At 62.9% G+C, this 13,387-nt stretch carries 8 protein-coding genes and 1 pseudogene; 6 read left to right on the forward strand and 3 right to left on the reverse strand.

Annotated elements, in window-relative coordinates; genetic code table 11:
* Nucleotides 1-259: 259 nt before the first annotated feature.
* Nucleotides 260-1,189 (reverse strand): annotated as a pseudogene (locus X733_RS07260) (polysaccharide pyruvyl transferase family protein); the annotation flags it as partial.
* 1,539 nt (nt 1,190-2,728) lie between these two features.
* Here X733_RS07260 and X733_RS143645 point away from each other — a divergent pair.
* The 5 genes from X733_RS143645 to X733_RS143625 all read left to right on the forward strand — a co-directional run bounded on the left by X733_RS143645 (nt 2,729) and on the right by X733_RS143625 (nt 9,149).
* Nucleotides 2,729-3,724: a glycosyltransferase family 2 protein gene (locus X733_RS143645; protein ID WP_023819512.1), complete on the forward strand. Its 996-nt coding sequence runs from the start codon at nt 2,729-2,731 to the stop codon at nt 3,722-3,724.
* A complete protein-coding gene (locus X733_RS143640) occupies nt 3,721-4,668 on the forward strand; it encodes a glycosyltransferase family 2 protein (RefSeq protein WP_023668797.1) in 948 nt (315 codons plus the stop codon). Before X733_RS143645 ends, X733_RS143640 begins: the two co-directional genes overlap by 4 nt.
* On the forward strand, nt 4,658-5,608 hold the full coding sequence (locus X733_RS143635) for a glycosyltransferase family 2 protein (protein ID WP_023668796.1): 951 nt from the start codon (nt 4,658-4,660) through the stop codon (nt 5,606-5,608). The genes X733_RS143640 and X733_RS143635 overlap by 11 nt, the downstream gene beginning before the upstream one ends.
* Before the next feature lie 75 nt (nt 5,609-5,683).
* Complete coding sequence (gene galU / locus X733_RS143630) at nt 5,684-6,580, forward strand: UTP--glucose-1-phosphate uridylyltransferase GalU (protein ID WP_023668795.1); 897 nt, start codon at nt 5,684-5,686, stop codon at nt 6,578-6,580.
* Between the two features lie 190 nt (nt 6,581-6,770).
* The gene (locus X733_RS143625; RefSeq protein ID WP_023816349.1) at nt 6,771-9,149 is read left to right on the forward strand and encodes a polysaccharide biosynthesis tyrosine autokinase; all 2,379 of its coding nucleotides are present in this window, start codon (nt 6,771-6,773) and stop codon (nt 9,147-9,149) included.
* An 88-nt stretch (nt 9,150-9,237) separates the two neighbouring features.
* Here the strand turns inward: X733_RS143625 and X733_RS143620 are convergent, their stop codons facing one another.
* Together X733_RS143620 and X733_RS143615 are read right to left on the reverse strand one after the other, a co-directional pair.
* The gene (locus tag X733_RS143620) at nt 9,238-9,939 is read right to left on the reverse strand and encodes a metallophosphoesterase family protein (protein ID WP_023689995.1); all 702 of its coding nucleotides are present in this window, start codon (nt 9,937-9,939) and stop codon (nt 9,238-9,240) included.
* A gap of 71 nt (nt 9,940-10,010) precedes the next feature.
* The gene (locus X733_RS143615) at nt 10,011-11,918 is read right to left on the reverse strand and encodes a propionyl-CoA synthetase (protein ID WP_023689996.1); all 1,908 of its coding nucleotides are present in this window, start codon (nt 11,916-11,918) and stop codon (nt 10,011-10,013) included.
* A gap of 218 nt (nt 11,919-12,136) precedes the next feature.
* Here X733_RS143615 and X733_RS143610 point away from each other — a divergent pair, with 218 nt between their 5' ends.
* Entirely contained in the window at nt 12,137-12,934 is a 798-nt protein-coding gene (locus X733_RS143610) for a DUF2259 domain-containing protein (protein ID WP_023689998.1), read from the forward strand.
* Nucleotides 12,935-13,387: the final 453 nt, after the last annotated feature.

The raw sequence follows: 13,387 nt of genomic DNA on the forward strand, positions 1-13,387 counted from the left end.
GCGGCGCCAGCAGGTTTGTGGCCGACATTGCCGAAGCATGTTCTTCGAGCACGGCCTGAAGGCTTGTCTTGCGATAGCGGTCGAGATTTCCCGCAAATCGGCCGAGCTTTTCGCGCGCCTCTTCGGGCGTCACGGTGTCGATGTCGAGCAGCACATCGTCGACACCGATTCGCTTGGCCACTTCCTTGGTTTTGAACTCGTAGGCGATCGGCAGCACCGGCGTGCCGACGCAAAGCGACATGATCATCATATGCATGCGCGTCGCGACGACGAAGTCGAAGCCCTTCACCAGCGCCATCAACTGGTCCGGCGTGTGGAACGAAGCGTCCACCGTCACGTGGCTGGCGATCTCAGGATCGAGCTCGGCAACGATGGCCTGCGCGGTCTTGGAATCGTCATGGGCATATTCCGGCACACCCTGACACGTGGAGACGAAGGTCACCTCCTTGCCAAGGTCCCTGACAAGAATTGTGGCGATCTCGCGGATCGAATCCAGATAGCGGCGCATGCCGCCCTCACCGTCGCTGACGTAGTTCCAGTGGCGGACCGAAATAGCGACGCGGCCCGTCGACGCCGGCGGCTGGCTGGAAGCGAGACGCTTGCGGATCCTGTCGGTATCGGCCAAGGCGAATACCGCATCGGCCACCACGTGGCACTTGCCGAGATCCTTCACCAAGTCCCGGATATGGGTCCGCGACCGTTCGTCGCGCAACAGGATGAGCGGACTGCGGTCAAAGATCGGGCCGAGCTCCTGGCGGTTGTAACTTTTGTCGAACGAACCGAGGGATTGCGTGAAGAAGACCGGATCTTTGCCAAATACGGCATCGAGCCTGAACTGATTGAGGCGTCGTTCGAGATTGTAGTTCTCGACGAGATAGGTTCCCCCTGTGGTGACCACCATGTCCGCGTCGGCGTAGATATCGAGACCGCGCCGGTCGCGATGGCTGAAAAAATTGCCTAGCGCGCTGCTGCCAAACCAGCGCAGGGCCTGGAGAACGAGCCGATTGTAGATCGGCTTGAACCGGTCCCTCAGCCCGCTGCCATTCTTGTATCGGAACAGGGATTCCGACAGCAGCTTATGGAATTCGAGGTCGGGATAATCCGTCTTCGGATAGAGTCGTTCCGCAACCTCGGGNGCCTTGCACGATCGTCTTGAGAATGTGGCGGATCGCCAGCAGAATCGCCGCATCCCCGGTATTCAGGCAGACTGTGTTTTCAACGACGATCTTCATGGGATACCTCATTTCGTCAGCAGATTCCGCGGCGTGGCCTGCGGTGCCTAGGACGGGCATGGTGACCAAAAATACCCACGCCAGGACGATCCCGATGCGGCTCGCGTCACAATCCATCGCTGCATCGGGCTGGGTGACCAGCCAGAGCGGCGCTCAAGCCCGACGGAGGGTAACGCATCAATTTTGCAGTGCAACAAAAAACGTGCACTTATGCTACGGCGCACCAAAAATGTTGCGATGCAGCAAAAGCTGGGTTAGCATTCCCCTGGGTGGGCCAACAGCGGTCGAGTTTTCATGCTGCATGTCTTGTACCTTGTGCACGATGTTTCCGACCCGGCGGTGCGCCGGCGGATCATAATGCTCAAGGCAGGCGGCGCGCGGGTCACGTTGGCCGGCTTCCGTCGGACCACAAATGCTGTTCCCGACGTCGAGGGGCTGCAGCCGGTCGACCTCGGCGCGACGCGTGACGGCCGATTCGGCCAGCGTCTGGCGGCGGTCGCCAAGGCGGCGCTGTCGATAGGCTCGAAGCTTGCGGCGATGCCGAAGCCCGACCTCATCATCGCGCGCAATCTGGAAATGCTGGCGCTGGCCAGGCGCGCCAAGGCCGCCTTTCGCGGCGGCGTGCCGATCGTCTACGAATGCCTCGACATCCATCGCCTGGTGCTGCGCAATGACATGCTGGGCAAAGCACTGCGCACAGCGGAGCGTTATCTCGCCCGCGACGTGAAGCTTCTGGTGACGAGCTCACCGGCCTTCATCGCCAATTATTTCAAGCCGTTCGGGCAGGTCGCCGCACCGGTGGAACTGGTCGAAAACAAATACTTCGAAACCGCGCCGATCGCCTTGGATGACAGGTCAAAGGCCGAAAACCCTGCAGCACCCCCGTGGCGCATCGGCTGGTTCGGCGCGCTGCGCTGCCGCCGCTCGCTGGAGCTGCTGGCCGACTTCACGCGCCGTCAGGGCGGGCGCTTCGAGGTCGTCCTCCGGGGCCGTCCGGCACTCTCGGAATTCCCGGATTTCCACGCTTTTGTCGAGGCCGAACCCTATCTCTCCTTTCGTGGCCCCTACCGCAACCCGGAAGACATGGCCGCGATCTACGGCGAAGTGCATTTTTCCTGGGCGATCGATTTCTTCGAGGAAGGGCAGAATTCGGAATGGTTGCTGCCCAACCGCCTCTATAGATCGGAAGAGCACACGTCTGAACNTACCGAGACGGGGCGCTTTCTCAACCAGCAGGACATTGGCATCCTGCTTTCCGATGCCACGCCCGAAATCCTGGAAACCGCGCTCGGCCGCATGGACCAGGAGCACTTCGGCAAGGCCAAGGCGCGCGTGCTGGCCCGCAACCCACGAACCTGGAGCTACGACGGCAGCGACTGCCGCGCCTTTGTCGACAGGTTGCGCGGTCTGGCGGCGGTCCCCGGTCCCTTCGTGACCGAAGCGCTGGCTTAGCGATGGCTGATGATGGGAAAAATACAGAGTATGGGAAGGCGCCGATGACGCAAACCGAAGCGCTTCCGTCGAGCCTGATCGTCATTCCGTGCCTGAATGAGGCAGCCCATATCGGCGCGCTGCTCGAGCAGCTCAGGCCGGCAGCGCTAAGGCTCGGCGCCCGCATCGTCGTTGCCGATGGCGGCAGCACCGACGGCACTTTGGCCATTGTCGAAGCGGTTGCGGCCAAGGACCCTCAGGTCGTCCTCCTGCACAACCCAAAACGTATCCAGAGCGCGGCGATCAACCTCGCCGTTGCCTGCCTCGGTGACGGCGCCGAATATCTGATCCGCATCGATGCCCATGGCGGCTATCCCGCCGATTATTGCGACCGGCTGGTCGAGGAGGCGCTCGCCACTTCAGCCGATTCGGTCGTCGTCTCGATGCTGACCAGCGGCAGCGGCGCGGTGCAGAAAGCGGTCGCGGCGGCGCAGAATTCCAAGCTCGGCACCGGCGGCTCCAAGCACCGGCACCTTTCCGCCGGCGAATGGGTGGACCATGGCCATCACGCGCTGATCCGGATCTCGGCCTTCACCGCGGTCGGCGGCTATGACGAGACCTTCAGCCACAATGAGGATGCCGAACTCGACTACCGGCTGCGCCAGGCTGGCTACTGCATCTGGATGAGCGGCAAGACCCAGATGGTCTACTATCCGCGTTCGTCGCTGAAGGGCCTGTATTTTCAATATCTCGGCTATGGCCGCGGCCGCGCCAAGAATGTGCTCAAGCACCGCATGATCCCGAAAGCTCGGCAGATGATCCCGCTGCTGGTGGCGCCGGTCGTCCTTCTCGCGGCATTTTCCTTTATCCACTGGCTGGCGGCGGTGCCTCTGCTGGTCTGGGCTTCGGTCTGTCTGGGCTACGGCGCTTTGACCGCCATCAGCCAGCGCAATCCCAGCAATGTGCTGACAGGCATTTCGGCGATGGTCATGCATTTCGGCTGGTCGCTCGGGTTTTGGCTGCAACTGCTCGGCTCGCGATCGCAGCGCGGGGTGGCATGATGGTCGCCGACAGCCGCCGCATCGACATCTGCGTCTGCACGTTCCGGCGGCCGGAACTGGCCGACACGCTGCGGTCGCTCGCTGCCATGGATATGCCTGCCGGTTTCGGCATCGGCGTCATCGTCGCCGACAATGACGACGAGCCGACCGCCGAGCCGCTGGTGACCGCGCTGGCGAGCGAATTGAAGCTCGTGGCCCGCTACCGGCACGCCCCGGCGCGCAACATCTCGGTTGCCCGCAACGCCTGTCTTGATGCCAGCACGGCCGATTTTGTCGCCTTCATCGACGACGATGAAACCGCTTCCCGGCAATGGCTGGCCGAACTGATTGCTATCGCGGAGACAAGCGGCGCCGAGGCCGTGCTCGGTCCGGTGCGGGCGCTCTACCGCTCGGATGCGCCGGACTGGATGCGCAAGGGCGATTTCCATTCGACCTTGCCGGTCTGGGTGCAGGGCGAAATCCGCACCGGCTACACCTGCAACGTCCTTTTGAGGATGAGCGCCGACAGCTTGCGCGACCGTCGTTTCAGCCTGGCGCGCGGCCAGAGCGGCGGCGAGGACACCGAATTCTTCGACCGCATGGTCAAGGCAGGCGGTCGCATCGCCTTTGCGCCGGAGGCGTGGGTCGAGGAAGTCGTGCCGCGTTCGCGAGCCGCTTTCGACTGGCTGCGCCGCCGCCGCTTCCGCTTCGGCCAGACGCACGGCCACCTCATCGGCCATGACGCAGGCGTGATACAGCGTGCGAAGGCTGTCGGCCTTGCCTCGGCCAAGGCCGCCTATTGCTTCGGCATGGCGGCGTTGACTGCGATTAGCCCGGTCCGCCGCAACCGCAGCGTGCTGCGCGGCATCATGCATGTCGGCGTCGTCAGCGGCCTGGTCGGTATCAGCGAAATTCGCCAATACGGACTGTCTTCCCCGCAGCAAGGAGGCAAGCGTGCAGCCTGACGTCTCCTTTGTCATCGCAGCCCACAATGCCGCGGCCACGCTCGACCGGGCGATCGCAAGCGCCATGGCCCAGCGCGATGTCAGCGTCGAAATCATCGTCGCCGATGACCAGTCGCGCGACAACACGCTCGACGTCGCAAGAGCCTATCCAAAAGATGTCGTCAAAGTGGTTGCGCTGCCGGCAAATCGTGGCCCTGGCGGCGCCAGGAATGCCGGCCTCGACCTCGCCACAGGCCGCTGGGTCGCGGTGCTCGATTCCGACGATGCCGTCCTGCCCGGGCGGCTCGCCGCCATGATCGCGCGAGCCGAAAGTGCGGGCGCTGTAATCGCCGTCGACAACCTCCAGGTGGTGCGCGAGGACGGCATTGCCGAAGCGACGATGTTTCCCGCCAAATATCTGGAGGGCCTGCGTGAAATCACGCTCGCCGACTACATCGCTGGCAACATCGTTTTCGAATCCACGTTCAACCTTGGCTATCTCAAGCCGATCTTCCAGCGCCGTTTCCTGATCGAAAACGGGCTTCGCTATGATGAAAGTCTGAGCATAGGCGAGGATTACATCCTGCTCGCCAACGCGCTGGCCAAGAGCGGAAAATGCGTCGTCGAGCCGACGACCGGCTATATCTACCACATCCGCACGGGCTCGATCTCGCGCGTGCTCGAGCTTCACCATATCGAGGCGATGCGCAAGGCCGACGCGGTCTTCGCCGAGACCAATTCCATGGATGCTGCTGCTGCGGCCGCCTTCGCCAAACGCGCCCGCAGCCTGCGCAAGGCGGCATCGTTCCTGTCGCTGGTCCAGCACATCAAGGCGCGTTCGCCGTTGAAAGCGATACGCACCGCGCTAAGTGATCCGGCGGCTGTCAGGCACATGTCGATGCCGATCGCCGTCCGCCTCAAAAGGGTGGCGGCGCAGTTTGCCGTCGGCGCGGAGAGGTAAGGAGGGCGAGTACATGAAGACGTTTGTTCGTGGCCTGCAACAGGCTGAAATCGATCTGCTCAGAAGGAATTTGCGATGAAGAAAATCAGGAAGGCAGTCATCCCTGTGGCGGGGCTTGGAACACGGTTCCTGCCGGCAACCAAGTCGATTCCGAAGGAGATGCTGCCCGTGGTCGACCGGCCGGTCGTCCAATATGCGGTGGACGAGGCCTTCGAAGCCGGCATCGAGCACATCGTGTTCGTCACCGGCCGCAACAAGGCTGTCATCGAGGACTACTTCGACCTGCACCCCGAACTGATTGGAACGCTCGAACAAACCGGCAAGAAGACCCAGCTGGAGGCGCTCGAAAGCATGCTGCCCGTGGCCGGCGCCACCAGCTTCATCCGCCAGCAGTCGCCACATGGTCTCGGCCATGCGGTGTGGTGCGCACGCGAAGTCATCGGCGACGAGCCCTTCGCCCTGCTGCTCCCCGATATGGTGTCGTTCGGTCGCCGAGGTTGCCTGGCTGAAACAGTCGATCTCTATCAGCAGACCGGCGGCAATGTGATCGCCGTCGAGCGCTGTGATCCCAGCGAGACCAGCAAATACGGCATCGTCGGGCGCGGCGCCGAGACAGGCAGCGGCTTCGAGGTGACGGCCATGGTCGAAAAGCCGGCGCCGGCCAATGCGCCGTCGAACTATTACATCAACGGCCGCTACATCCTGCAGCCCGAGATCTTCTCGCTGCTGGGCAACCAGCAGCGCGGCGCCGGCAACGAAATCCAGCTTACCGATGCCATGGTGCGGCTGGCGAAAAGCCAGTCTTTCTTTGCCCAGCCTTTCAATGGCCGCATGTTCGACTGCGGCTCCAAGGAAGGCTTCATAGAGGCGACCATCGCCTTCGCGCTGGCGCGCGACGACATGAAGGGACCTGTGCTGGAAATGCTGCAGGCGTTCGTGCGGTCGCATGAGCGTCAGGAAGTGGCCGCATAATGCCCATCTTTCGAGGGCATATGCGTTTGGACGATGGCGCGGCTCATGCCTGCACGCCTGGCCGCTCAGGCCCGGCGCCGGATGGCATGAAGCTTGCGTTGCATATCTTGCCCCCGATCTCCGCAGCTTCGGACGAGGTGGGACCTGACCCGTCTCGCTCCGGCGCCTGTAACCTAGAATTGGATCGAAGATGAATTATGCCAGCTTTCCTCTCGACAAGAGGATGCCATTGCCCAACCCCGATCAGGAAAAGGGTGAAGACTTCATCGACGTCGAGCGCCTGCTTGGCATGGCGGCGCGTCAGGTCAAGGTGGTGGCGGTCTGCGCCATCATCGGCCTGTTCCTGGGGTTGCTCTATCTGCAGACCACGCCCAAGCAATACATGTCGGTCGCCAGCGTGCTGATCGACGAAGGCCTGAACAAGGTCATCGACGACATCTCGGCTGCATCCGTCACCATGCAGACCGACGCCGCCCTGCTCAGCCAGATCGAAATCATCACCTCGGCGCGGCTGGCCTCGGTGGTGGTCGACAAGCTGAAACTCGACCAGAACGCAGAGTTCATGAACCCGCCGCAATCGGCGCTGGTCAAGGGCATCGGCTTCGTGCGCGGCGTGATCGGCTATTTCCGCTCAAGTTCCGCCGAGCAGATTCCCGGCATGGAAAACGTCGATGAGGCGACACGCCAGGCCATGATGCAGACGGCGCGCCACGACTATGCCGTGCTGAAGCTGCAGAGCGAGGTGCTGGCGCAGCGCAACGGCCGCTCCTATGTGCTCGCCATCGGTTACCAGTCGACCAATCCGGCGCTCGCCACCGCCATCACCAAGGCCTATGCCGACGCCTATCTCGCCGACCAGCTCAATGCCAGCTTCGACGCCACCGAGCGCGCTGCGGTCTGGCTGCAGGGCCGGCTGACCGAGCTTCGTCAGAACTCACAGGCGGCCGCTATGGCGGTCGAGAAATTCAGGGCCGAGCATGGTCTGGCCGCCAACAGCGACGGCCAGCTGATCAGCGACAAGCAGATTGCCGATCTCACCGCGCAACTGATCGTCGCGCAGGCCGATACGGCGCGCGCCAGCGCCCGCTATCAGCAATACAAGACCATCGTCGAAAGCGGCTCGGACAATGCCTTCAACGATTCCGCCATCTCAAGCGATCAGCCGGCAAGCTCCGTCATTGCAACGCTCAAGACCCGCTATCTCGCAGTGGCCAAGCGGCTGCAGGACGTGACGGCCAATTTCGGCGCCGACCATCCGCAGGCGGTGGCGCTGGCCAAGGAAAAGGCCGACCTGTCGACCCAGATTTTCGGCGAGTTGAAGCAACTGACCGAAAGCTATCGCAATGAATATGAAGTCGCGCTTTCACGCGAGACCTCACTGAGGCAGAAGATCGCCGACGCGGCCGGCAAGAGCTCCATCGACAACCAGAGCCAGGTCAAACTGCGCGAACTCGACCAGCAGGCGCAGGCGCTGACCACGCTCTACCAGACCTTCCTTAGCCGCTACGAGGAGGCCTCGCAGCAGCAATCCTTCCCGGTCGGCAAGGTCCGCATCATCTCGGATGCCTCAACGCCGCTTTCCGCCTCAAGCCCGCGCACCTCCAGGGTGCTGGCGCTGTCGCTGGTGCTTGGCGTGCTGCTTGGCGCCGGCTTTGGTGGCCTGAATGAGTTCAACGAGCGCTTCTTCAGGACCGGCGAGGACATTCGCGATCGCGTCGGCCTCAAATTCCTCGGCTATTTGCCGATGATCGGCGGCAGGCTCGGCAAGGACGCCGACGACGGTGCGGCGGATGCCAAAGGCGCCAACACATTGTCGGCGGCCGAGAAACGGGCGCGCTTGCGGGTCAGCGTCGATGCGCCGGCATCGATGTTCTCCGAAACGCTGCGCAACGCCAAGATCGCCTTCGACGTCGTCATGGAAGGGCAAGGCAGCCGGGTCATAGGCGTGGTCTCGGTCCTGCCCGGCGAGGGCAAGTCTACGGTCGCCGCCAATCTCGCCGGATTGCTGGCCGCCAACGGCTCGAAGACGCTTTTGATCGACGCCGATCTGCGCAATCCTGGCCTCAGCCGCAACCTCGGCATGGAGGCCGAGCAGGGGCTGATGGAAGCCGTGGTCAACGGCCAGACCTGGCAGTCGGTCGGCAAGGTCGACCGCCAGACCAAGCTGGCGATCATCCCGGCCGTGCTGCGTGGGCAGTTCTCGCATACCAGCGAGCTGCTGTCGTCGGCCGGCATGCGGCGCTTCATCGACAACGCCAAGGAGACGTTCGAGTACATCATCGTCGACCTGCCGCCGCTTGGCCCCGTGGTCGACGCCAAGGCGTTTGCGCCGCTGGTCGACGGCTTCGTGCTGGTTGCCGAATGGGGCCGCACGCCGCGCGCCATGGTGCGCTCGCTGCTGGAGCAGGAACCCTACGTCGCAAGCAAGGTCGTCGGCGCCGTGCTCAACAAGGTCGATCTGAAGAAGCTGCCGAAATACGGCTCGCTCGGCGGCTCGGAAAAGTTCTTCGACCGCTATTCGACCTACTATCTGGAGAAATCGGACGTGCGAGCCAAGACCGCCGCCTGAACGGAGCGCGATCCTGAAAAGGAGCGTGATCCGGACAGCGGATCCGGTTTTCGGAAAAGATCACGCTCAAACGAAGAAGCACGGCAGGTCAGGAAAAGATCAGCTTGCCGAACTTACCCGCGATCCTGAGCGCTGTCAGCCGTCCGCTCTGAAAGGCGCCGGTGTCGATGCCGAGCCTTCGCCCGTCAAGCCTGGGGATATCGACCGGCGTGTGCCCATGCACCACAAGGCGGTCGAGCAGATGTGCGGCCTTGAAGAACTCGTCGCGGATGTTGAGCAGATCCTGCTCATCCTGTGCGACCAGGTCGATGCCCGGCCTGATGCCGGCATGGACGAAAACGAATTTATCCGAACAGAGCAGCACCGGCAGGCTGCGCAGGAAGTCGATATGGCTGGCCGGAATGACCTCCTTCACGCGCCGGTCGACCGCGTCGCTCGAGGCATAGAGGCTGGCAAGCCGCGCCGGATCGACCCCATAGGAAAACAGAGTCTCGCGGCCGCCGACCGCCAGCCAGCGGTCCCGCGACAGATAGCCGTCGAGATAGTTCAGCATGGCCACTTCGTGGTTTCCCGCCAGGCAGACGCGCAGGAACCCTGTTGGCGGCAGCGCCAAGAGGTGGTCGAGCACGCGCGCCGATTGCGGCCCGCGATCGATATAGTCGCCGAGCATGACGATAATCTTGCGGCCGCGAAATTGCAGCGCGTCGAGCTGGATCTTCTGCTCCAGCGACAGCAATTCCTTGTAGCAGCCATGCACGTCGCCGATCGCGTAGACGACGGTGTCGTCCATATCCATTTCCAGGCGCTCGCGCGGCGCCGGCCGGGGGGGCCTGGATCGCTGGAACAACGCCACTGGGGCCGTCAGACCCCGATGCCGCGGGCTTTGAGCGCCGCGGTGATCTCGTCAAGAATGGCGGGATCGTCGATAGTCGCCGGCATCGTCCATTCTTCCTTGTCGGCGATCTTCTGCATGGTGCCGCGCAGGATCTTGCCGGAGCGCGTCTTGGGCAGGCGCTTGATCGTCACCACGGTCTTGAAGGCCGCGACCGGGCCGATCCGTTCGCGCACCAGCCCCACCACTTCGCCTTCGATGGCAGCGGTATCGCGCGACACACCGGCATTGAGCACGACGAAGCCGAGCGGGACCTGGCCCTTCATAGCGTCAGCGACGCCGATGACGGCGCATTCGGCAACATCGGGATGCGCTGAAAGCACCTCCTCCATGGCTCCGGTCGACAGCCGGTGTCCGGCGACATTGATGATGTCGTCTGTGCGCGCCATGACATAGAGGTAGCCGTCGTCGTCGATCATGCCGGCATCGGCCGTCTTGTAGAAGCCGGGAAATTCCTCGAGATAGGCTTGCCGGAAACGCTCGTCGGCATTCCACAGCGTCGGCAGGCAGCCGGCCGGCAGCGGCAGTTTCACCGCCACATTGCCAAGTGTGCCGCGCGGCACTTCATGGCCGGCATCGTCGAGCACGCGAATGTCGTAGCCCGGCATCGGCACGCCGGGCGAGCCGTATTTCACCGGCAGCAGGCCGAGGCCCGCCGGGTTGATGGTCATCGGCGAGCCGGTCTCGGTCTGCCACCAATGATCGACCACCGGCACGTTGAGTTTCTGCTCCGCCCATTTGATGGTTTCCGGGTCTGCGCGTTCGCCGGCCAGGAACAGAGTGCGGAATTTCGACAGATCGTATTTCGGCACGAATTCGCCCTTGGGGTCCTGCCCCTTGATGGCGCGGAAGGCCGTCGGCGCGGTGAACAGCGCGACCACGCCGTGTTCTGCGATCACCCGCCAATAGGTGCCGGCGTCGGGTGTGCCGATCGGCTTGCCCTCGAACAGCACGCTTGTCGCACCATGCAGCAGCGGTCCGTAAACGATGTAGGAATGGCCGACCACCCAGCCGACATCGGAGGCCGCCCAGAATACTTCGCCCGGTCTGACGCCGAACTCGTTTTCCATCGTCCATTTGAGCGCGACCATGTGGCCGCCATTGTCGCGCACGATGCCCTTCGGCTGGCCGGTCGTGCCGGAGGTGTAGATGATGTAGAGCGGGTCGGTGGCGAGCACCGGAACGCAATCGACGTTGGCGCCCGCGGCGCGCTCGCGGGCAACGGCGTCGGCAAAATCGATATCGTAATGCTCCCTCAGATCGCAGCGCAGCTGGTCGCGCTGCAGGATCAGGCAGGCGTCCGGCTTGTGGCGGGACATTTCGATCGCCTTGTCGAGCAGCGGCTTGTAGGCCACGACACGTCCAGGCTCCAGGCCGCAGGACGCGGAGATGACCAGCTTCGGCTTGGCGTCGTCGATGCGGGTGGCGAGCTCGTGCGAGGCAAAGCCGCCGAACACCACCGAATGCACCGCGCCGATGCGGGCACAGGCAAGCATCGCGACCGCCGCTTCGGCCACCATCGGCATGTAGATGATGACGCGGTCGCCTTTGCGAATGCCGCGGTTCTTGAGCACCGAAGTCAGCGCTACCACTTCGCGCTTCAATTCGGCATAGGTGAATTTCTTGACCGTGCCGGTGATCGCGCTGTCGTAGATAAGTGCGATCTGGTCGGCACGGCCGCCTGCGACATGGCGATCGAGAGCGTTGAAGCAGGTGTTGCAGCTGGCGCCGTTGAACCAGCGCCCGTAAACGCCGGCCTTGGCATCGAAGACGCTGGTCCACGGCGAATACCAGTCGATCGCCTCGGCCGCATCGGCCCAGAATTGTTCTGGGTCGCGTTTCCAGCCGTCATAGACCTCGTGGTAGCGTGACGCCATTCATCCCTCCTCGGGAAAACTCTCTATCTTGCAATAGCCTATGCGGGTTTTCCCGGCCACGTCTTTCCCCAAATGCCATGTCTTTCCCGAAATTTGGCGCTTGGCCGATCTCGCCTTGGCCATAAATTGCAGGCACCATGGCCGGGTTTGAAATCGGGGCAGGGCGCGCAATGACGGTACGATACGGGGTTGGATCTGCCGTTGGAGCAGCGCTGCTGTTGACGATCGTTTCCGCCGCCCAGGCCGGCGATGCCGCCGCGCGGCGCATCATCGGCTTTTCCCCCGACGGCAAATATTTCGCCTTCGAGCAATATGGCGAGCTCGACGCTGCCGTTTCCGGCTGGTCGCAGATCGACATCATCGACACAAGCACAGACGAGTTCGTCGGCGGCAAGCCGATCCTTGTCCTCGACGAATCGGAAGAGGCGACCACGACGGTGGAGCAGGCACGGGCGCAGGCCGCAAAGCAGGCCGCGCCAATCCTGGCCAAATACGGCATCGCCGAGCGCGGCACGCGCACGGCCTCCGACAGGTTCACCTTCCCGGACGACACGGTCGAGTACAACGACATTTCCCGCCTCGAGCAGGCCGCGCAGAAATGGCTGTCGCCGTTCTATGGCGAAACACAGATTTCGACCATCCAGCTCGATGAGATTTTGGCCGACAGCAAGACGGACTGCTCGGCAAGCTTCGATGACGCCAAGCCAAGCGACCAGGCTCTTCCGAGCGACAAGACACTTCAGGGCGAAAAGAAACTTCAAGGCGCCAAGACGGGCAAGGCGCGCGGCTTCCGCCTGTCGCTGCAGGGGCAGGACGGCAAGCCGTTCAAGGTGCTGCACGAGGACAAGGCCGTGCCGGGCTCGCGCAACTGCCCGACTTCCTACAGCCTGTCGGAATCCTACGAATACACCCCGCCCGGCAGGCCGGCGGTAGTGGCGGTGCTGGTGCAGCGCTTCAGCCAGGGCTTCGAAGGACGCGACCGCCGCTTCATCGCCGTAACCGGCCATGCACGCTAAGCCGCGGCCCGTCTTGTGGCAGGCAGAAAAAGCTCATGCGCCCGGAGAAAGCAGGGCGTTCGTGTCGGATATCAGTCTTAAAGCGGCAAGGCCGCCAGCATCAGCCCGACGCCACCCGCAATCAATATGGCGGCTGCCAACGCTTTTCGATGACGTTCGAACGCGGTCGGCGCCCGCTCCCAGTTGTAACGCATACCCAATGCTCTCCCAAAACCCCGCGACTCCATAGCTTACTTTAGGTAAGAAAAGCAACACCTTGACCCTGCGAGATAGCTGGCTTGACCGTTTGCGGCGGTGATTCCCAGCCGCAATCACCGACTATTTCTGGGGTGCTTCCCCGTTCTCAGGCTCTGAATGATGTGGAAGTTACCACAATCTGAAATTGGATGTCTCCATTAGGCTTCGGTTGCCTGTGTCGTGAGGATGGTGGCGTTGCCGGATTGCCACAGAACG

The sequence above is a fragment of the Mesorhizobium sp. L2C066B000 genome, from assembly GCF_000502335.1.
Lineage (GTDB): Bacteria > Pseudomonadota > Alphaproteobacteria > Rhizobiales > Rhizobiaceae > Mesorhizobium.

Coding starts and splice junctions, on each gene's coding strand:
- X733_RS143640 (WP_023668797.1), top strand. CDS start 3,721: ATGATGGTCGCCGACAGCCGCCGCATCGACATCTGCGTCTGCACGTTC.
- X733_RS143625 (WP_023816349.1), top strand. CDS start 6,771: ATGAATTATGCCAGCTTTCCTCTCGACAAGAGGATGCCATTGCCCAAC.
- X733_RS143615 (WP_023689996.1), bottom strand. CDS start 11,918: ATGGCGTCACGCTACCACGAGGTCTATGACGGCTGGAAACGCGACCCA.
- galU (WP_023668795.1), top strand. CDS start 5,684: ATGAAGAAAATCAGGAAGGCAGTCATCCCTGTGGCGGGGCTTGGAACA.
- X733_RS143620 (WP_023689995.1), bottom strand. CDS start 9,939: ATGGACGACACCGTCGTCTACGCGATCGGCGACGTGCATGGCTGCTAC.
- X733_RS143645 (WP_023819512.1), top strand. CDS start 2,729: ATGACGCAAACCGAAGCGCTTCCGTCGAGCCTGATCGTCATTCCGTGC.